General features: G+C 69.7%; 20 protein-coding genes and 1 pseudogene. 5 read left to right on the plus strand and 16 right to left on the minus strand.

From position 1 onward, the window contains the following. Positions 1-22 precede the first annotated feature (22 nt). The 5 genes from ACLJQZ_RS01360 to ACLJQZ_RS01380 form a co-directional block, all read right to left on the minus strand. Complete coding sequence (locus ACLJQZ_RS01360; RefSeq protein WP_410618116.1) at positions 23-985, minus strand: N-acetylmuramoyl-L-alanine amidase; 963 nt, start codon at positions 983-985, stop codon at positions 23-25. An 89-nt stretch (positions 986-1,074) separates the two neighbouring features. Further along, on the minus strand, positions 1,075-1,950 hold the full coding sequence (locus tag ACLJQZ_RS01365; RefSeq protein WP_410618117.1) for an A/G-specific adenine glycosylase: 876 nt from the start codon (positions 1,948-1,950) through the stop codon (positions 1,075-1,077). A gap of 9 nt (positions 1,951-1,959) precedes the next feature. Next, positions 1,960-2,829, minus strand: a complete 870-nt coding sequence (locus ACLJQZ_RS01370; RefSeq protein ID WP_410618118.1) for a glycosyltransferase — start codon at positions 2,827-2,829, stop codon at positions 1,960-1,962. A gap of 33 nt (positions 2,830-2,862) precedes the next feature. After that, on the minus strand, positions 2,863-3,354 hold the full coding sequence (locus ACLJQZ_RS01375) for a beta-class carbonic anhydrase (RefSeq protein ID WP_247058771.1): 492 nt from the start codon (positions 3,352-3,354) through the stop codon (positions 2,863-2,865). 110 nt (positions 3,355-3,464) lie between these two features. After that, positions 3,465-4,565, minus strand: a complete 1,101-nt coding sequence (locus ACLJQZ_RS01380) for a LacI family DNA-binding transcriptional regulator (protein ID WP_247058770.1) — start codon at positions 4,563-4,565, stop codon at positions 3,465-3,467. A 186-nt stretch (positions 4,566-4,751) separates the two neighbouring features. On the opposite strand from ACLJQZ_RS01380, the gene ACLJQZ_RS01385 reads away from it, so the two are divergent. From ACLJQZ_RS01385 to ACLJQZ_RS01395, 3 genes are read left to right on the plus strand one after another with little or no spacing between them, the layout of a single operon-like run. Continuing rightward, entirely contained in the window at positions 4,752-5,666 is a 915-nt protein-coding gene (locus ACLJQZ_RS01385) for a metal ABC transporter solute-binding protein, Zn/Mn family (protein ID WP_410618119.1), read from the plus strand. Positions 5,667-5,668: 2 nt separating this feature from the next. Beyond that, positions 5,669-6,514: a metal ABC transporter ATP-binding protein gene (locus ACLJQZ_RS01390; RefSeq protein ID WP_326944902.1), complete on the plus strand. Its 846-nt coding sequence runs from the start codon at positions 5,669-5,671 to the stop codon at positions 6,512-6,514. Positions 6,515-6,517: 3 nt separating this feature from the next. Beyond that, positions 6,518-7,399 (plus strand): metal ABC transporter permease, encoded by an 882-nt coding sequence (locus ACLJQZ_RS01395; protein WP_247058767.1) that lies wholly within the window; start codon positions 6,518-6,520, stop codon positions 7,397-7,399. Positions 7,400-7,484: 85 nt separating this feature from the next. On the opposite strand, the gene ACLJQZ_RS01400 is transcribed toward ACLJQZ_RS01395, so the two are convergent. The 3 genes and pseudogenes from ACLJQZ_RS01400 to ACLJQZ_RS01410 all read right to left on the minus strand — a co-directional run bounded on the left by ACLJQZ_RS01400 (position 7,485) and on the right by ACLJQZ_RS01410 (position 11,206). Continuing rightward, complete coding sequence (locus ACLJQZ_RS01400) at positions 7,485-8,702, minus strand: DUF445 domain-containing protein (protein ID WP_410618120.1); 1,218 nt, start codon at positions 8,700-8,702, stop codon at positions 7,485-7,487. Positions 8,703-8,741: 39 nt separating this feature from the next. Then, positions 8,742-9,954 (minus strand): annotated as a pseudogene (locus tag ACLJQZ_RS01405) (DUF445 domain-containing protein). Positions 9,955-9,976: 22 nt separating this feature from the next. Then, a complete protein-coding gene (locus ACLJQZ_RS01410) occupies positions 9,977-11,206 on the minus strand; it encodes a DUF445 family protein (RefSeq protein ID WP_410618121.1) in 1,230 nt (409 codons plus the stop codon). 129 nt (positions 11,207-11,335) lie between these two features. Here ACLJQZ_RS01410 and ACLJQZ_RS01415 point away from each other — a divergent pair, with 129 nt between their 5' ends. Continuing rightward, positions 11,336-12,289: a hypothetical protein gene (locus ACLJQZ_RS01415; protein WP_410618122.1), complete on the plus strand. Its 954-nt coding sequence runs from the start codon at positions 11,336-11,338 to the stop codon at positions 12,287-12,289. A gap of 155 nt (positions 12,290-12,444) precedes the next feature. Beyond that, positions 12,445-13,095 (plus strand): class II aldolase/adducin family protein, encoded by a 651-nt coding sequence (locus ACLJQZ_RS01420; RefSeq protein ID WP_410618123.1) that lies wholly within the window; start codon positions 12,445-12,447, stop codon positions 13,093-13,095. On the opposite strand, the gene ACLJQZ_RS01425 is transcribed toward ACLJQZ_RS01420, so the two are convergent. From ACLJQZ_RS01425 to rlmB, 8 genes are all read right to left on the minus strand, one after another. Then, positions 13,092-13,763: an HD family phosphohydrolase gene (locus ACLJQZ_RS01425; RefSeq protein WP_410618124.1), complete on the minus strand. Its 672-nt coding sequence runs from the start codon at positions 13,761-13,763 to the stop codon at positions 13,092-13,094. The genes ACLJQZ_RS01420 and ACLJQZ_RS01425 overlap by 4 nt on opposite strands. Positions 13,764-13,836: 73 nt before the next feature. Then, complete coding sequence (locus tag ACLJQZ_RS01430) at positions 13,837-14,475, minus strand: hypothetical protein (RefSeq protein WP_410618125.1); 639 nt, start codon at positions 14,473-14,475, stop codon at positions 13,837-13,839. Positions 14,476-14,477: 2 nt separating this feature from the next. Then, on the minus strand, positions 14,478-15,491 hold the full coding sequence (locus tag ACLJQZ_RS01435; protein ID WP_247058760.1) for a hypothetical protein: 1,014 nt from the start codon (positions 15,489-15,491) through the stop codon (positions 14,478-14,480). Positions 15,492-15,663: 172 nt separating this feature from the next. Continuing rightward, positions 15,664-16,257 (minus strand): transglutaminase domain-containing protein, encoded by a 594-nt coding sequence (locus ACLJQZ_RS01440; RefSeq protein ID WP_410618127.1) that lies wholly within the window; start codon positions 16,255-16,257, stop codon positions 15,664-15,666. A 73-nt stretch (positions 16,258-16,330) separates the two neighbouring features. Further along, entirely contained in the window at positions 16,331-16,939 is a 609-nt protein-coding gene (locus ACLJQZ_RS01445; RefSeq protein WP_410618129.1) for a histidine phosphatase family protein, read from the minus strand. Between the two features lie 5 nt (positions 16,940-16,944). Continuing rightward, positions 16,945-17,307, minus strand: coding sequence for a hypothetical protein (locus ACLJQZ_RS01450; protein WP_410618130.1), 363 nt, complete (start codon positions 17,305-17,307; stop codon positions 16,945-16,947). A 16-nt stretch (positions 17,308-17,323) separates the two neighbouring features. Beyond that, entirely contained in the window at positions 17,324-18,757 is a 1,434-nt protein-coding gene (locus ACLJQZ_RS01455) for an MBOAT family O-acyltransferase (protein WP_410618132.1), read from the minus strand. 89 nt (positions 18,758-18,846) lie between these two features. Further along, on the minus strand, positions 18,847-19,803 hold the full coding sequence (gene rlmB, locus ACLJQZ_RS01460; protein WP_410618133.1) for a 23S rRNA (guanosine(2251)-2'-O)-methyltransferase RlmB: 957 nt from the start codon (positions 19,801-19,803) through the stop codon (positions 18,847-18,849). Positions 19,804-19,814 lie beyond the last annotated feature (11 nt).

The following is a 19,814-nucleotide window of genomic DNA, read 5'->3' on the forward strand; positions in this document are numbered from 1 at the left end:
GGAAGGTGGAAGGCGTCGGGGGTTAGCTGCGGGACAGGTCGGATCTCCAAGCCGCGGTGGAGCGGTCCGCCGGGACGATCAGCGGCCAGACGTCCGAGCCGAGGAAGCCCGTCTCGTCGGCCGCCTTCGCCGCCGTGCACGTGTCGCGCGGCAGTGAGGCCCGGGCCGCCAGCGCGGCCACGGCGTCCTTTGTGGACGCTCCGAAGACACCGTCGGTCGGCACGTCGGCGCCGGCCGCGCGCAGGAACTGCTGCGCCAGCTGGACCCGCCGGCCCGTGTCACCCGGCTTCAGCAGCGGCCACTCCGCGACGTCCGATCGCGCGACCGAGACGCCGAGGACGCGGCCCACCGCCGTCCGCAGCTCCGGCAGCCGGTCGTAGAGGACCTGGCCGCAGCACTCCGTCGAGTTGAAGTCGCGGTGGCCCTTGATGAACTCGGGCGTGATGCCGTACTGGTGCGCGATGTAGGCGACCAGGCCGACCAGCGAGTTCCACAGCGCCACCGGGACGTCGACCGTGCTGTACAGGCCTTCGTTCTCGATGCCGATGCACTCGCTGTTGTGGTTGCCGACGTTGGCGCCCTGCACGTGCTGGGTGCCGCCGCGCAGGATCTCCAGGCTGCGGTGCCTGCCCTCGGTGACGAAGCCGCCGCGGCTGTTCGTGAACTGCTGGCCGGTGTCGATCCAGCCGCGCGTGTCCATGTGGAAGTTCTGGATGTCCCGCGAGATCTGGAGCGCGTGGGCCAGCGAGTAGTCGGTGACGTTCCCCGGATCCACGGTGTGGTGCACGACGATGTACGTCGGCTTGTGGTTCTCGACCACGATCGCGCCGGTCGCGGCCCGCGCGTTCCACTCCGCGGTGCCGTGGATGGTCGGCGTGGGTACGGCAGCTGCTGCCGCTGTTCTGACCCCAGCCAGCCCCAGTGTTCCGACCGCGGTCGCCGTGAATCCCGCCTTCAGCAGGGCACGGCGGTCAAAGTCCGCCATTGCGAGAACCTTCCGCCGGAATGCAGTCAGCAGAAGGTAGCTCCGGAACGCGCCGTTGACAACTATTGACCAACTTTTGTTGTAGCGCGTTAGTGTTCGCCCGGAAGTGCGAACAGGCCGTCGCGGGTCTGCTCCAGCAGGCCGTCGACCAGCAGGGAGTCCAGGCAACGATCACGCTGGCCGTCGTCGTGCCAGACCAGGTCCAGCTTCGCTTTTTCGACCGGGCCCTCGGTGCCGCGCAGGACGTCGAGCAGCCGCCCGCGGACCTGCCGGTCGGTGCCCGCGAACTTCTGCACCGGCTTGGCCGGGCCCGCGTACTCGGGCCGGCCGGCGTGCTGCCACGCGCACTCGTCGTACACCGGGCAGTCCGCGCAGCGCGGGGCGCGCGCGGTGCAGATCAGCGCGCCGAGTTCCATGATCGCGGCCGAAAACCGGGCCGCCGGCGCGTCCTCGGCGGGCAGCAGCGCCTCGACGTCGGCCATGTCGCGGGTGTTCGACGCGGGCCCGGCGTCGCCGGCGCCGTGCACCGCCCGCGCGACGACCCGCCGCACGTTGGTGTCCACGACCGGCGCGCGCCGCCCGTAGGCGAACGCGGCGACGGCCCGCGCGGTGTAGGCGCCGATCCCCGGCAGCGCGAGCAGGGTGTCCACATCGGACGGGACGACGTCGCCGTGCTCGGCCGCGATCACGCCCGCCGCCTGGTGCAGCCGCAGCGCGCGGCGCGGGTAACCGAGTTTGCCCCAGGCCCGCACGACCTCGCCCTGGGACGACGCGGCCAGCGCCGAGGGCACCGGCCAGCGCGCCAGCCACTCGTGCCAGATCGGCTCGACGCGCGCGACCGGCGTCTGCTGCAGCATGATTTCGCTGACCAGGACGCCCCAGGCCGAGCATTCGGGCTCGCGCCAGGGCAGGTCCCGGCCGTGCGCGGAGAACCAGTCGAGCAGTACGTCAGCGTCCACAGCCACGCCGGGAGGCTACTTCGCGTGCTTCGGCAGCTCGCGAGCGACCTCGTCCGGCGACGGCATGGTGGCGATCTCCGCGGCGATCGCGCGCGCCGCGTCACGGCAGGACGGCAGCTTCCGCGCCTGTTCGGTGACGGCGTCCGCGCTCAGTTCGGCCGGGAGGAGGCGCAGCGCCGCACCCGCGGTGACGAGCGCTTCCGCGTTGGCGAACTGGTCGGCGCCCTGGGGCAGGACCAGCTGCGGGACGCCCTCGGCGAGCGCGCCGAGCGTGGTGCCGCTGCCGCCGTGGTGCACCACCAGGTCGGCGTGCGCCACCACGTCGGCCTGCGGCACCCAGGCCCGGACCGTGACGTCGGCCGGTAGTTCGCCAAGGTCGTCCGGACGCACCCGGCCGGAGGCGACGACCACGTGCGCGTCCAGGCGGGCCAGGCCCCGGATCGCCGTGGTGAGCACCTCGGCGGTGCCGAACACGGTGCCGAGCGTCAGGTAGATCAGCGGTCGCGGCGGCCGCTCGAAGGGGCCGGGTTCGGAGTACGGCACCGGACGCAGGGCGATCCGCTCGGCCGTCGCGAGGAAGTCCGCGTCCTGCAGGGACGGCGGGCAGATGTCCAGGTGGACCCCGCCGCGCGGGCGCTCGAACCCGATCCCGTCCGGGAACATGCGGCCGAACCCGTGCCAGAGGGCGGGGATCCCGGCGCGTAGCGCGGCGACGGCCGCCTCTGGCGCACCCCAGCCGTGCACCACGAGATCCGGTCGCAGCCGCGTCAGCTCCGGTTCGAGGTCTTCGGCGTAGATCTCGTAGAACGAATCCGCCGGCCGGAAGGGCCGGAGCCCGTTCCGGACCAGCGGCGCGTGCACGTTCTCGCCGGCCGCGAAGTGCACCTCGTGCCCGGCCTCCCGCGCCGCGATGGCGAGCTACTCGACTTCGGAAAGCCGCCCGGTCTTGACGTCGTAGACGAAGCCGCGGACGTTGTCGGTGTGCGGCAGGAAGTCGCTGCGGCGCACGCGCTCCACCGACGTCCGCACGCTGTTCTCGACGTTGCGGAACGCCTCGACCGCCCAGGTCGGGCGCAGTCCGGTGTCGCTCTCGAGCTCGTCCTTGAAGTCGTCCTCGGTGACCATCGAGAGGCCGCACTCGGTGTGCTGGACGATCAGGACCTCGCGGGTGCCGAGCTTGCGCTGCGACAGGGCCAGCGACCGGATCATGTCGTCGGTCACCACGCCACCGGCGTTGCGCAGGACGTGCGATTCGCCCTGGAGCAGGCCGAAGAGCTCGAACACCCGGATGCGGGCGTCCATGCAGGTCAGGACGGCCACCTGGAGCGACGGCTTCGGCGACGAACGGTCGCCGGGCGTGACTTCGCCGAGTTCTTGGTTCCGCTTGAGCAGTACGTCGATCGAGGTCATCGGTCACCTTCCGGCCAGTGGCCCCGCGGCGCGGGAGTACCCCACCATTGGACCGGCCGGTGCTCGATCAGGCAACGGGATACGAGCAAAGTCACGGCGAAAGCCGGTGCTCAGCCCCCGAACCAGGGCTCCTCGACGGTCCGCGGCGGCGCCGACGTCCGGCCGATGCGCAGCTCGGTCGGCAGCGTGATCACCTTCGGCGCGCTCCGCTCGCCCGAGCTGAGCAGCAGCCGTCCGGCCGCCTTGCCCTTCTCGAGCACCGGCTGGTGCACGGTGGTGAGCCCGATCCGCTCGGCTTCGGCGATGCCGTCGAAACCGGTGACGGTGAGGTCCTGCGGCACGCGCAGCCCACGGCGTTCGGCTTCGGCCATGGCGCCGAGCGCGAGGATGTCGGAGGTGCAGATCACGGCCGTGATCTGCGGGTACGCGTCGAGCAGCTGCCGGGCGGCGGACGCGCCGTCGTCCACCGTGTGGTCGAACCGCTCGACCACCGGGACGCCCGCCCAGTCGACACCGGCGCCGGAGAAGGCCACTGCGAGCGCTTCGAGCCGGGTGCGCTGGACGTGGAAGTGCGCGCCGCTCTGGCGCGCCGGGGAGACGAAGTCGTCGTTGCGCTCGCGGGCCAGCCGCATGCAGATGACGCCGACCTGCCGGTGGCCGAGGCCGACGAGGTGCTCGGCGATCTTGCCGACCGCCGCCGCGTCGTCCGGGCCGACGCGGTCGATCCCCTCGATGCTCGGCTGGTCGATGATCACCGTCGGCACCGGCCGCTCCAGCACGGCGGCCAGGTGCGGGTCGTCGTCCGGCACGGAGTAGACGACGAAGCCGTCGACGCCCGCGCGGTGCACCGCGGCGACGTCCTCCCGGCCCGGGCTGGCCGGCACCAGGTGGAGGCCGACGCTGGCGTCTTCGCAGGCCAGGGCCAGTCCTTCGAGCACGCCGACGGCGGCGGGGTCGCGGAAGGCGTAGGAGAGGTTTTCGGTGAGCAGCAGCCCGACGGCGCCGGCCCTGCGGGTGCGCAGCGAGCGGGCGACGGGGTCAGGACCGGGGTAACCGAGGCGCCGCGCGGTCTCGAGGACCCGGCGGCGCAGTTCCGGGGACAACTGGTCCGGCCGGTTGTAGGCGTTGGACACCGTGGTCCTGGACACACCGAGCTCCGCCGCGAGCGACGCCAGTGTCGCCTGCCTCCGGGTGCGAATAGGACGTCCCATCAGCAAACCGTAACGGTTCAGATCGTTTTCCTGAAGAGACACCCCGCGTGGTCGATGTCTCGATCCGTATGCACGTCGGCGCATACACCAGCCACGATCGGATTGCCAGGGTGTCATCCGGATGGGGTAAAGTGAATCTGACAACGGTTTCCATTAGCAGTCGTGCATCTCTCGCAGGAGTCCCCGATGAGTTCCCGCCGCACTAGGAGCGCGCTCGCCGCCGCTTCGGCCCTGTCCCTCTTCGCGCTCGCCGCGTGCTCCGGCGGCGGGTCGTCCGGCGCCGACGGCGGCGGCCAGTCCGGCGGTGACGGCAAGATCAAGGTCGTCGCTTCGACCGACGTCTGGGGCAGCGTGGCCGGTGCCGTCGGCGGCGACAAGGTCGAGGTCAAGTCGGTCATCCACGACCCGTCGGCCGACCCGCACTCCTACGAGACGACGGCCGAAGACGCGCTGGCGGCCAAGGACGCGCAGCTGCTGCTGTCCAACGGCGGCGGTTACGACGAGTTCTTCGGCAAGCTCACCGACCAGGCGGGTGACGCGAAGAAGCTCGTCGCCTACGACATCGCCGCGACCGGCGACGAGAACGAGCACGTCTGGTACGACCTGCCGGGCGTCGACAAGGTGGCCGACCAGGTCGCCGCGCAGCTCGGCGAGCTGCAGCCGGCGTCGAAGCAGCTCTTCACCGACAATGCGACGGCGTTCAAGGCGAAGGTCGACGCGCTGGAGAAGCGCCTCGGCGAGCTGGGCGCGTCGCACCCGGGCGTGAAGGTCGTCGTCACCGAGCCGGTCGCGCACTACCTGCTCCGGAGCGCGAAGCTGACGGACGCGACACCCAAGGCGTTTTCGGACGCGGTGGAGAACGACACGGACGTCCCGGCGGGCGCGGTGAACGAGTACAAGCAGCTCATCGCCACCAAGCAGGTCAAGGCGCTGATCAACAACGCCCAGACGGTGACGCCGCTGACCCAGGACGTCGTCGGCCAGGCGAAGGCCGCCGGGATCGGCGTCGTGGACGTGACCGAAACGCTGCCCCAGGGTGTGACGGACTACATTGGCTGGATGACCGGGGAAGTCGATGCACTCGCGAAAGCGTTGAGCTGAGTATGTCCCCAGTCTCCGACGACGTACGCCCCGCGGTCCGGGTCCGCGGCGCGGGTCTCGCGTTCGGTCCCCGGACGCTCTGGTCGGGTCTCGACCTCGTCGTCGAGCCCGGGGAGTTCCTCGCCGTGCTCGGCCCGAACGGCTCCGGCAAGAGCAGCCTGCTCAAGGCGTTGCTCGGCATGCAGGGCCTGTCCGCGGGCACGGTCGAGATCGCCGGCGGCCGCCCGGGCGGCGCGAACCGCAAGGTCGGCTACATCCCGCAGCAGCGCGCGATCGACGAATCGCTCACGCTGCGCGGCGTCGACCTGGTCGGGCTGGGCCTCGACGGCCACCGCTGGGGCCCGGGCCTGTTCGGCATGGCCGCCCGGCGCCGTCGAGTCGCCGAAGCCATCGAAGCGGTGGGCGCGACGCGGTACGCGAAGCAGCCCGTCGGCCGGCTATCCGGCGGCGAGCAGCAGCGGCTGCGGGTCGCGCAGGCCCTGGTCGGCGACCCCGAGGTGCTGCTCTGCGACGAGCCACTGCTGTCCCTCGACTTGGCGCACCAGCGCGCGATCAGCGAGCTGATCGACGAGCGGCGGAGCACGTCCGGTACTGCGGTGCTGTTCGTGACGCACGAGATCAACCCGGTGCTGCCCTTCGTCGACCGGGTGTTGTACCTGGTCAACGGCTCCTTCCGGATCGGCAAGCCGGACGAGGTGATGAACACCGAGACGCTGTCGCAGCTGTACGGCGCGCGGGTCGAGGTGCTCGAGGTCGGCGGCCAGATCCACATCGCGGGCTCGCAGAGCTCGCTGTGCGAGGAAGAGCCGCACCACCACGAACACGACGTCGAGGAACAAGTGGGCTGAGTCTTGGATCTGTTCGACTTCGGCAAGACCTGGGAGCTGATCACCGAGCTCGAAGGCGTCCAGACGGCGTTGCTGGCGGCCGCGATCCTCGGGCTGGTGGCCGGGGTGCTGGGCCCGCTGATCGTGATGCGCCGCATGTCGTTCGCCGTGCACGGCACGTCCGAGCTGGCCTTCACGGGCGGCGCGGCGGCGTTGCTGCTGGGCATCGGCGTCGAGTACGGCGCGTTGATCGGCGCGGTCGTCGCGGCGCTGCTGCTGGGCATCCTGGGCGCGCGAGACGCCGACCGCGACTCGGTGATCGGCGTGATCCTCTCGTTCGGCCTCGGCATGGGCGTGCTGTTCCTGTCGTTCTACAAAGGACGGTCGGGCAACAAGTTCGGCATCCTGACCGGCCAGATCATCACGATCGACTCGACGAACCTGACGTTGTTCGTGGTGTCGTCGGTGGTGGTGCTGGCCGTGCTGGCGCTGGTCTACCGGCCGCTGCTGTTCGCGTCGGTCGACCGCAACGTGGCGATCGCGCGCGGCGTCCCGGTGAAGACGCTGACGGTGGTGTTCGCGCTGCTGGTGGGCATCTCGACGGCGCTGAGCGTGAAGGTCGTCGGCTCGCTGCTGGTGGTGGCGCTGATGGTGACACCGGCTGCGGCGGCGGCGCGCGTGACGGCGTCCCCCTGGAAGGCGACGGTGCTGGCGATCGTCTTCGCGGAGGTGTCGGCGCTGGGCGGAATCGTGCTGTCGCTGGCCCCGGGCCTGCCGGTGAGCGCGTTCGTCACGGCGATCTCGTTCTTGATCTACGTGGTGTGCCGGCTGATCGCCTGGCGGCGCGACCGCCGGACGCGGGTGCGCGCGGTGACCTCGGCGGCCGAGCTGACCCCGGTGGCCTGAACTCGTCACTTTCGCTGGGAAAGATGCGCTTGAGGCACCCCTGGACGTATCTTTCCTACCGAAAGTGACTGTGCGGATGCAAACGTCAGCCCAGCATCAGCAGGACCTGCAGCTCCCCGACCAGGAACCCGATCACCCCGCCGACCGCGATCAGCTTCCACTCGTCTTGGCGGAACGCCGGGCGCAGCAGGCCCTCGAACTCCAGCGGTGTCAGCGCCAGCATCCGCTGCTCGATCATCTTCGCGACGTCCATCGCCTCGGTCAGGTAGCCCTCGGCGTAGCGCGCCGTGTCCGGCAGCTGCGCCAACGCCTTCGTCGCGGCCGCGTGCTTCATCTCGCGCAGCCGGGGGCCGCCCACCGTCAGCGTCAGCACCGAGGCCGACACCTGTGTGTCGACCGCCGACGACACCATCTGCTCCACCATCGCGGCCAAGCGATCCGAGCGCGGGCCGCGCAGGAGGGCGTCCAGCAGGTTCTGGACGGTGAGGACCTCGGTGGCGATCAGCTCGCCGTACTGCCGGGCGACCTCGGCGCGGCGCCGCTGGAACTTGCCCTGGAAGATCACCCGGCCGACACGGACCGGCTCGCGGGGGACGAAGATCAGCTTGATCGCCAGCCAGTCCGTGCACAGCCCGATCACGCCGCCGAACACCGGCAGCACCCACGGCTCGCGCGTGAACGCCCAGACAATCGTCTGCACCAGGCCCAGCCCGAAGCCGAAGTAGATGCCCATCCGCGCGATGAACGCCATCTCCGGCCGGGACGTCTCGCGGATCAGCCGCACCAGCAGTGCCTTGTCGCGGGTGAGCCGCTGGACCGTCATGTGCTGGACGTCGAGCACCTCGTCGAGGTTCTCGCGGACGTCGTCGAGGAACTCCCGCACCAGCCGCGGCGCCGACGCCTGGACCTGCTTGATCAGCATCTCCTGGGCCAGCGTCGGCATGACCTCCCACAGCCGCGGGTGGTGCTCGGCGAGCACCTCGCGCGCGATGTGGTCGACCGCGCGCAGCAGCGGCTGCTCCAGCTCGTGCGTGATGATCACCGGGTCGATCCGGCCGAAGACCTCTTTCAGGTCGAGCAGGTTCGCGGTCAGCAGCTCGGTCGCGACGGCCGCCATCCGGCCGCCGTGCTTCGGGACGACGCCCTGCCAGCCGAGCAGCGGCGGGATCCCGAGGAACTCCAACGGCCGGAACATCATCTCGATCGCGACGCGCTTGGTGACGTACCCGATCAGCGCGGCGATGAACGGCATCGCCGCGTACAGCGGCCAATGCAGCGCGAGGTCGGCCAGGACAGTGTCCATCCGACCTCCCTCGCCGTGCCGAGAACGAAACCGTACCGGCTAGCCGAGCAGCGCGAGCACCTGCAGTTCGCCGACGAGACCGCCGATCACCGCGCCCACCGCGATCAGCTTCCACTCGTCCTGGCGGAACGCCGGCCGCAGGAGCTGCTCGAACTCCAGCGCGCTCAGCTTCCGCATCCGGTCCACGATCGTGTTGCGGACGTCGAGCGCGTTGACCGCGTAGTTCTCGGCGTACCGGATCGTCTCCGGGACGCGCTCCGCCGCCTTCGTCGCCGCTGTCTGCTTCATCTCCTGGAACCGCCTGGTGCCGACGGCGATGGCGACGAACGGCTTGACGACGCTCGCCTGCGCGTCGATCGTCTTCTGCACCTCACGCGTGATCATCGCGAAGAGCCTGTCCGACTTCGGCCCGCGCAGCACGGCTTCGAGCAGGTTCGGGATGGTGATGATCTCGCGCGCGATCATGTCGCCGTAGTCGGCGGCCACGACGTCGCGGCGCTTCTGGAACACGCCCTGCCAGGTGTAGATCCCGAAGAACCGGCGCGGCTCGCGCGGCAGGAAGATCATCTTGAGGGCCAGCCAGTCGGTGAGCCAGCCGATGCCGATGCCGAACAGCGGCAGCACGATCGGCGACTTCGTCAGCGCCCAGACGACGAGCTGCACGCAGCCGAGGATGAACCCGAAGCCGATCCCGGAGCGGGCGATGAACCGCATCTCCGGGCGCGAGATGTCGCGGATCAGCCGGTTCAGCAACGCCTTGTCGCGCACCAGGTTCGTCACGACCATGTGCTTGAGGTCGAGGACGTCCTCGATGTTGTCGGCGATCTCGCGCATGATCTTGGTGATCGCCCTCGGCGCTTCGGCCTGCACGCGCTTGAGCAGCACCTGCTGCGCGGAGTTCGGCAGCACCTCCCACAGCCGCGGCTGGTAGGTCTCCATGACGTCGCGGGTGACGTCCTCGACGACCCGTAGCAGCGGCTGTTCGATCTCCTTCGCCACCTGCTCCGGGTCGAGCCGGGCGAAGATCTCCTTCGGGTCGACGAGGTTCGTCGTCAGCATCTCGGTGGCGGTCGTGGCCATGCGCTCCGCGTTCGCCGGCAGCACGCCCTGCCAGCCGAGGAACGGTCTGACGCCGGTGAACTCGAGCGGCCGGAACATCATCTCGATGGCGACGCGCTTGGTGACGTACCCGATCAGCGCCGCGATGAACTCCCGTGGTGACGTACACCTGCCAGTGCGTGCCGAAGTCCACGTCCGCACGCTAGCGCCCGGTGTCAGTGCAGCAGGAGCAGGACCTGCAGTTCACCCACGAGCCCGCCGATGACCGCGCCGACCGCGATGAGCTTCCATTCGTCCTGCTTGAAGGCCGGACGCAGGATCCCCTCGAACTCGATCGGCGTCAGCTGCCGCATCTTTTCGACGATCGTGTTGCGGACGTCGAGGGCACCGGTGGCGTAGCTCTCGACGTGTTTCACCGTTTCGGGGAGGTAGGCGATGGCCTTCTCGGCGGCCGCGCGTTTCATCTCCTGGTACTGCTTGCCGCCCATGGTCAGCGCGACCAGCGGTTTGGCGATGCTCGCCTGCGCGTCGATCGTGCGTTGCACCTCGCGGGTGATCAGCGCGAACAGCCGATCCGCGCGGGGGCCGGTGAGCACGGCCTCCATGACGTTCCGCACGGTCAGCACCTCGTCGGCGATCAGCGCGCCGTAGTCGGCGGCGACCTCCTGACGGCGTTTCTGGAACATCCCCTGCCAGCGGAAGAACCCGAAGCCGCGCGGCTCGCGCGGGTAGAAGATCATCTTGAGGGCCAGCCAGTCCGTGACGAAGCCCGTGACGAAACCGAAGATCGGCATGATCAGCGGTTCCTTCGTCAGCGCCCAGGCGACGAACTGGACGAGCCCGATCACGAAGCCGAAGTAAATGCCCGACCGCGCGATGAACTTGAACTCGGGCGCGGCGACCTCGCGGATCAGCCGGCAGGTCAGCGACTTGTCGCGGACCATGGCGCCGATGAGCATGTCGTTGACGTCGAGGACGTCGTCGATGTTGGTCGAGACCTCGCGCAGGAGCCGCTTGACGACGTCCGGCGCCTGCGCGCGGACCTGGTCGACGAGCAGCCGCTGCGCCCGCGACGGCAGCATCTCCCACAGCCGCGGCTGGTAGGTCTCCATGACTTCCCGCGTGACGTCTTCGACGGCCTTGAGCAGCGGTGCTTCGAGCTCTTTGAGCATTTCTTCCGGGTCGAGCCGGGCGAAGATCTCCTGCGGGTCGACGAGGTTGCGGGTCAGCAGATCGACGGCGGTGGTGGCCATCCGCCGCGAGTTCGCCGGGATGACGCCCTGCCAGCCGAGGAACGGCTTGATCCCGGTGAACTCGAGCGGCCGGAACATCATCTCGATGGCGACGCGCTTGGTGACGTAGCCGATCAACGCCGCGATGAACGGCATCGTGAGGTACACGTGCCAGTGGGCGCCGATGTCCGCGAGGATCGCCGATGTGTCCAAAGTGGCCTCCCCGCGTCAACCGCTGGTCAACAGAGGTCAGAATGCCATGGGTGACCGGGGGTTCCCAAATTCGTGATGCATCCGTTTGGCGGTACAGACGAACGGACCCCGGATCATTAAGGTGGCCCGATGGTCGCGCCTGAGAAGCCCCAACCCACCCCGAAGACCGCCCAGTTCGCCGTGGGCCTCCGCGGCTACAACCAGCGTCAGGTCGACGCCCGCATCGCCGAGCTGACCAAGGAGTTCCGCGAGACCGCCCGCAACCGCGACGACGCCGTCGCGACCGCGTCGGATCTCACGAAGGCGCTCGCGTACGCGCAGAAGGAGCTGGCCGAGACGAAGGCCGCCCTCGCGCGGATGAGCTCCAGCCCGTCCGGGGCCGGCGCGATGGCCGAGCGCGTCCGCACGATGATGCAGCTCGCGGAGGAGGAGATCGCCGACCTGCGCTCCGCCGCGGACGCCGACGCGGCTTCGACGCGCGACCAGGCCGACAAGTACGCGCACGAGACCCACCGCACGGCCGACAAGCTGGCGAAGGACGCGGAGGAAGAGCGCACGCGCCTGATGAAGGACGCGAAGATCGAGATCGACAAGCTGACCGCGGCGGCGGGCGCCAAGCGGGTGGAGCTGGCGGCGGCGGCCGAGCGGACCCGCAAGGAGGCCGACGCGAAGGCGGAGACCGCGGCGGCTGCGAAGCGTTCTGACGCGGACCGGGTGGCGTCCGAGGAGCTGGCGAAGAAGAAGCAGGCCTTCGAGCAGGAGATCGCGCGCAAGAAGCAGGAGACCGAGGCGGCGCTGGCGCAGGCGCGTGACCGCCAGGCGGAGGCGGACCGGAACCGGAAGCTGGCGTTGGACCTGCGGACGAAGGTCGCGGAGCGGATCGCGGCGACGGATGTGGCGGTGCGCGAGGCGATGAAGCTGCTGGCCCCGGCGGAGGATGCCCCGGCTTCGGCTCCGGCGAACGGGGACCGCAAGCCTGCTCCGGCGCCTGCCCTCGCCTCGACGCCCGCTGCCAAGCCCCAGGCTGAGGCTCCGGCGCCCGCTGCCAAGGCTCCGGCTCCCGCGCCGGCCGCGAAGGCGTAGTTATCCACATCGGGTCCGGTTGTCCACAGATTTCCGGAGACCCCGTTTTTGCAGGTCAGGACCGATAGACTGGACAGGGGACGCCCCCCAGGGAGTGGTGGGGGCTGCGCGTGGGCCAGAGTGGTGGGCGTGAGCTCACGAGACGGGACCCGCGCATGATCCTCGAGCCCGAGCGGGCCGCCGTCTGCGCTTATGCCCGGCGGATGGTCGGTGACGGCCTCGTCGTCGGGACCTCGGGGAACGTCTCCGTGCGCGCCGGGAACCTCGTCGCCGTCACGCCCACCGGCGTCGCCTACTCCGCGATGACCCCCGCCGACATCCCCGTGGTCGATCTCGGCGGGGAGGTCATCGACGGCGAGCTGCAGCCGACCAGTGAGCTGCCGATGCACCTGTCCGTCTACTGGGACGCGCGCGATCCCGACGACGAGCCGGTGACCGCCGTCGTGCACACGCACTCGCCGCACGCCACCGCCGTGTCGACGCTCGTGCGGGAGGTGCCGCCGATCCACTACATCATCGCCACCATCGGCCCTTCCGTGCGCGTCGCGCGCTACGCCACCTACGGCACGCCCGAGCTCGCCTCCGCCGTTCTGGAAGCACTCGAAGGGCGCCGTGGCTGCCTGATGGCCAACCACGGCACCCTCACCTTCGGCGACGGCCTCGAGGCCGCTTACCACCGCGCCCAGCAGCTCGAGTGGGCGTGCCGCGTGTGGCTGCTCGCGCAGAGCGCCGGCCGGCCGAGCCTGCTGCCGCCGCCCGAGGTCGCGAACGTCGTCGACCGGTTGCGGGGCTACGGCCAGCGTTAGGACGCCAGCGCGTCGACCGCGTGCACCGCGTCCAGCAGCTCCACGACCGTCGGGTCGTCGACCGCTTCCTTGATGCACTGCCACAGCTGGAGGTTCGCCATCGCCCAGCGCGAGTACGTCGCCGCCGCTTCGGGGTTGTAGAAGTAGTACCCCTCGTCGTGGACGTCGCACTGCTCGCCGACGATCTTGTCCGCCAATTCCCGCAGGCTCAGGCCGTTCTCGCGCAGGTAGCGGTGCGCGAGCACCACCGGCGTCACCGGCAGCGCCTTGAACAGCGTGTCCGCGTCGCTCAAGGCCTGTGCCTCCAGCGAAATGTCGCGGCCGCGGGTGGCCATCTCGGCTTCGTCGACGATCTCGTCGATCCAGCTCGCCACGCCGTCCGCGACGCCGCACTCCGCGAGGATCTCCCCGCGGAGACCGCTGCCGGCGGCGGCCGGCGAATTGCGGAGCACCAGGTAGTTGACGTCGTGCACCAGCGCGGCCACCTCCACCACGGTGCGGTCGGCGCCGTTGTGCTGGGCGAAGCCGGCCGCCTTCGCGCGGACGAAGCTGACGTGGTGCCAGCCGTGGAACGGCAGCCGCTCGGCGTACTGCCGGCACAGCCGGTGCACCCGGTTTTCGACGGCGTCGAGAGTCACGTTGTCGATCGTGCTTTCCTGCGTACGCATACACCTCTCCGATCCCGGCCGTGGTATTCAGACGGGTGGAGTAATGGTAAGCGCCGCTGACGCCGGTGTGTAGCTAGATGCGGTCCGCCAATTCCCCCAATCGGACCTCGACCGGAACGTGACGATGGCCGATTCCGCTGGTCGGATCGTAGGAAAGGCTGAACGTGCTCACCGGACGTGATTTCACGAGGAAGGTCATCGTGCCGGGGGCCGCTTCGGGAATCCGGTGGTATTCGTCGGCCAGCATGGTGGCGCAGGCCCCGGCCTGGCACAACGTCCGGCGACGCAGGTGCGCGGAGTCGATCAGGCCGGTGCCGGGGTCGTGGGTCGTCTCGTACCTTTCGTGGAGGTAGCTGCCCCGGAGAATGGTGGTGCAGAAGTGGTACCTGTGGTTGTGCACGGAATCCGCGTACCCCTCCCGCCAGTCCTGCTGCGGCTTGTATTCGTGCAGCCAGAAGGAAAACGGGTCGGTCGGCGAATCGAGCAGGCACCACGCGAAATGGGTCGTGGTTTCCCGGGACGAGCGCAGCAGTTTCGCGGCCTGCGCGGCGGACAGTGAGCGGAGCTGCGAGCGCAGCTCCTCCCGCAGCTCGGGGTGGTCGGCCCACGACCGGAACCAGGTGTCGACCGTGCGCCAGTCGACGGCGAGCGGGAACCCGGCCGTGCGCAGGCGCGTGGCCAGTTCGGTGAGCGGGGACAGGCGGGTGAGCAAGGTCAGCTCCCTAGCTCGGCGACTTCGGAGAACTCCGTGCGGAAGGCGTGGAACTTGCTTTCCAGCTCGCGGAACTGCTCCTCGGACAACGGGGATCCGGTGATCTTTTCGAACAGCGCCAGGAAATCCGCCCGCGTCGTCGCGGACGTGATGCGGAAGTGGCGGCCGGTCCGGGACTGCGAGACGCGCACGAACTCGGCGCGCTCCATGTTGTAGAGGAAGGAACCCTCGGTGAACCGCAGGGACCGCGGGTACAGCTTCGTGGCGCCGCGTACGTCGCTGTAGAGCGACATCCACACGCTGTCGTCGAACATCTCGAGCCGGTCCAGCGGCGGGTCGGCGACCACGGTGATGTCGACCTGCGCGCAGCGGCTGCGCGCCAGGAAGAGGCCGACCAGCCCGATCCGGATCTCTTCGTCGAGCCGGGTCTGGATCTGTTCGTAGTCGACGTCGCCCGCCTCGCGGCGGAGCAGGTAGCGGGCGCGCCCGCTGATCGAGCTCGCGTCACGCGGATCGGCGATCACGGCCCGCAGTTCGCGTTCCGTGCGGGAAAGCAACAGGCGGGCGGCGGCGTGCCGCCCGGAGAAGCCGCGGAAGAAGTACTGCCGGGTCGCGTCGAGGTCGGCCATCAGCGCGCGGTTGAACGCGGGGTCGGGATCGGTCGTCGCCTCGAACACGTCGGTGGGGAAGAACTCCTTGTTCAGCGCGCGGTATTCGGCGCTGAGGTCCTCCAGCGCGCGCCTGCTCTCTTCGATCACCGGAGTCACCAGCGCCCGCTGCGAGGCGCTGGCGGTGATCAGGCTGGTGCCGAACCCCACGATCGCGGAGATCAGGGTGCCGGTGCCCAGCGACGTCACCAGGTTCTTCCCGGTGCCGGGTTCCATCAAGCCGGCCAGCCACAGGCTGAGACCGGCGACCACCACGAGTACCGTGAGCAGCAGGCTGGTTCTGGTCCAGAAGATCTCCTGCAGTGGGGTACGGCGGAGGCGTCCGCCTTCCGCGGCCACGTGCTTCACCTCCCTCGAATCACCCGAACAGACGAATGCGTAAAGTGTCGGTTCGAGTGCGGGGAGTCACTTTACGCGCGTCTCGGGGACCGCGAAATAAGAGATTCGGGGGACAAGCGCTGGCCCGGGACGTCACTCTCGGCAATAATTCACTGAATTGCCGGGTTTTCGGAAAATACCGCTAAACCTGGGGTTCCAGCGTGGCCGGCAGGCCGGTTTCGTACCAGCCGGCTCCCGGTACGACCGTCATCAGGAAGTCCACGACCGCCGGTGCGGGCGCGGGGTGGATCTCCGGGTGGTCGCGTTCACCGCGCGCGGGATCGACGGGCCAGGCGAGCCGTTCGACGTCGAGGGAGAACTCCCCGCCGGCCCCCGTGCGGTTGCCGCGGGCGTCGAGTCGGGACCACCTGCCGTGCAGGTAAACGGCATTCAGCCCGTGCAGCGCGGACAGCTCCTGGTAGCAGAACCCGGCCGGGATCCCTTGCGCCCGAAGCAAAGCGGCCAGCAGGTGCGCCTTGGCGTAGCAGATCCCGACGCGTTCGTGCAGCACGTCCGACGCCCGCCAGGTGACGCGCGGATCGACGGCGTCGACGACGTGGTCGACCTCGTCCCGCACGAACCGGAACGCGGCTTCGGCGTACCCGGCCGGGCCGTCCGTCAGGGTTCTGAGCGCGTCGGCTCGTTCCCGGATCGACGGGTGGTCGTGATCGATGACGGTGTCGGCCGCGAGGTAGTCGCTCAGCCGAACGGACGTGGGCGAAGGCACGAAACTCATCCGGCCATCGTGACAGGCTCGGCCATTCGGGCGAGACCTGTTTTCGGTGCCGGACACGCTCCGCGTTCACCGGTTACGGAAGGTAAAACTCGGGTGGGAAGCCCGTCCAGCGCAGTGCGGGCGGGAGATGACCTTGGTCGTTGTACGCCAGCAGCGCGGCGGGCCGCCCCGGCACGTAGCGGATGACGGTGAGCGCCGCGTTGCCGTGGTTGAGCGCGAGCCACCGCCACGGCGGCGCGTCCTGCGACGCGCGCACGAGCCAGGAGATGAGGTAGTTGTGCGTGACGACGAGGTCGAACCGCGCCTCGTTCCCGGGAACGGGCCCGGTGAACCGCCGTTCGGCCTCGGCGGCGAGCTCCTCGTCGGCGGGCGGCAGCTGCCGGGTGATGGCGAGCAGCCGGTCGGCGGACGTCTCGGGCAGCTCCTCGCGCTTCGGCAGGTAGGGCACGAAGTCGCCGGCCGCCGCTTCGACGTGGAGCGGAACGCCGGGCAGCTGGTCCCCGATGATGGCGGCGGTGAGCGCGGCCCGCCCGAGCGGCCCGTGGTGGATGGCGGCGACGGGCAGCTCGCGCAACCGCCGTCCGAGCAGAACCGCCTGCTGCTGCCCGGCTTCGGTGAGCCCGGCCTCGTCGGGGGTCGCTTCGCCGTGCCGGGTGAGGAGGAGGTAGCGCGCAGCCAGCACGTGGTTCACCCGAGGGGCACGAGCGAGCCCTGGGGGCCGTGGCTCGGCGCGAACTGGGCGAGCAGCCGCAGCGGCGCGGGGTGGGCGGACAGGACGATCGAGGCGAACGGCGTGATCGTGTGCTCATGGCCGCTGTTGGTGTGCAGGTGGACGCTGACGTGCACGTTGCGGTCGGCGGGGATCTCGAACGTGACCGAGCCCCAGGAGACCACGTACTGTCTTCCGTCGACGCTGGCGATGGGGGCGTAGGCGCGGACGGTGTGGCCCAGGTGGGGGATTTCCAGAGTGAGCAGCCGTCTTGGTCCGGTGTGGTGGTCCACGTAGGGGATCACACCTGGGATCTTGGCCAGGTCGGTCGGCTCGGTCATCGTTCGGGGCTCCCGCTCAGAACTGGTAGTACAAGAACGGGCTGAATGTGCCCGTCGCGATCAGGATGGCCGCGTAGATCAGGCCCACCGTCATCACGCCGATGCGCAGTGCCGTGGCCGGGCGGCTTCTGGACGACTCCAGCAGGGGGCCCGTTACCGGGTGAGCTGGTAGTGCGAATACCGCCAGGGCCGCCAGTAGCAGGACCAGGCGCTGGTTGGTGAACGCCTGTTCCACTCCGGCGCCCAGGCCGTCGAAGTCGGGGAGCAGCATGTGGCCGATCATCGCCAATGCGTGGCCGATGTCCTGCGAGCGGAAGAAGACCCAGCCGAACACCACCAGGAGCATGGTCAGCGCTCTGCGGAGGTAGCGCTGGCGGGGGTTGGCCGGGTTGAGGTCCAGGCCGAAGCGGCGCTCGATCACCAGCAGGGCTCCGTGGTAGCAGCCCCACACCAGGAACGTCCATTGGGCGCCGTGCCAGAAGCCCGTCAAGACGAACACGACGCACAGGTTGCGGTACGTCTTGCCCGCTCCATGACGGTTGCCGCCCAGGGGGATGTAGACGTAGTCGCGGAACCAGCGGGACAGGCTCATGTGCCAGCGGCGCCAGAACTCCGTGATCGTCACCGACGAGTACGGCCGCGCGAAGTTCTCCGGGAGGCGGAAGCCCAGCATGCGGCCCAGGCCGATCGCCATGTCCGAATAGCCCGAGAAGTCGAAGAACAGCTGCAACGTGTAGCCGATCGCGCCCAGCCACGCCGTCGCGAACGTCATCTGGTCCGGCGGCACCTTGAAACACGCCTCGACCAGCGGGCTCAGGGAGTCCGCGATGATCGTCTTCTTGCACAGGCCCAACGCGAACCGGGGGAAGCCCGCCGCGATGTCGTCCAGGCGGTGCGAACGCAGCTGGGGCAGCTGGTCGGCGATCTCGCGGTAGCGGACGATCGGGCCGGCCACCAGCTGCGGGAACATCGCGATGTACGCGGCGAACGACACCGGGTTGCGCAGCGCCGGCCGCTCGCCGCGGTAGATGTCGACCACGTACGAGATGTGGTGGAACGTGTAGAACGAGATGCCGATCGGCACCACCAGGCTCGCGACCGGCAGGCTGCCGCCGAACCAGTGCGAGACGGCGGCGATCTGCTGCGTCGCGAACCCGGCGTACTTCCAGATCAGCAGGACGCTGACGTCGAGCGAGACGACGGCGATGAGGATCCGCCGCCGCCGGACGCCCTGGACGTCCCACGGGCTCGCCTCCAGCAGCGGCCCGGCCATGAAGTTGACGACCATGCAGCCGAGCAGCAGGAACACGAACGGGCCGGCGCCGATCGTGTAGAACAGCAGGCTGCCGACCGCGATGATGCCGTTGCGCCAGGTCCGCGGGCACACCAGGACGGCGATGAGCACCGCCGGCATGAAGTACCACAGGAACAGTGGCGAAACGAATGACATCGGTGGTCAGGTCCCCTCGGTTTATCCGATGGTGACCTTAACCCGAGTGGGTGGTTCCTCGTCGTGAAGGTGGGTCGTGGAGGTGGGGCTCAGATCCGTCCGGCGAGACGACGGCGCCGCGCCACCTCGGCCAGCAGCACACCGGCCGCCACCGACGCGTTCAACGACTCCACGCCCGCCGCCATCGGGATCGACACGGTCGCGTCGCACGTCTCGCGCACCAAGCGCGACAGGCCGCGGCCTTCCGAGCCCAGCACGATGACCAGCGGGTCCGCCGCCAGCTCCAGCCCGTCGATCTCGACCGAGCCGTCCGCGTCCAGGCCGACCAGCATCAGGCCCTCGTTCGCCCACGACTTCAGCTGGCGCGTGAGGTTGGTCGCGACCGCGATCGGCAGCTTCGCCGCCGTGCCCGCGCTCGTGCGCCACGCCACCGCCGTCATGCCCGCGCTGCGCCGCTCCGGCAGCAGCACGCCGTGGGCGCCGAACGCGGCCGCCGAGCGGATCACCGCGCCGAGGTTGCGCGGGTCGGTGACGCCGTCGAGCGCGACGAACAGGGGCACCTCGCCCGAGTTGCGCGCCGCCGCCATCAGGTCGTCCGGGTGGGCGTACTCGAACGGCGGGACCTGCAGGCCCAGGCCCTGGTGCACGGCCCGGTTCGTCTTGCGGTCCAGCTCCTCGCGCGGGATCTCCAGGATCGAGATGCCCTTGTCGCCGGCCAGCCGGACGGCGTCGTTCACGCGGTCGTCGATCTCGATGTTGATCGCGACGTACAGCGCGGTCGCCGGGACGTCCGCGCGCAGCGCCTCGACCACCGGGTTGCGCCCGGCGATCAGTTCCGGCTTGTCGGCCTTCTTCTGCCGCGCCTGGTCGCGCTTGGTCTGGGCGTTGTTCTGGCGGTAGGCCTTGTGCCCGGGACGGTCCTCCGCCTTCGGGGTCGGGCCCTTGCCTTCGAGGGCCTTGCGGCGCTGACCGCCGGAACCGATGACGGCACCCTTCTTGGTGCCCGTCTTGCGGATGGCGCCCTGGCGCCGGGAGTTGCCTGCCATGCTGAAAAGTC

This window comes from Amycolatopsis sp. cmx-8-4 (genome assembly GCF_046548675.1).
Classification (GTDB): Bacteria; Actinomycetota; Actinomycetes; order Mycobacteriales; family Pseudonocardiaceae; genus Amycolatopsis.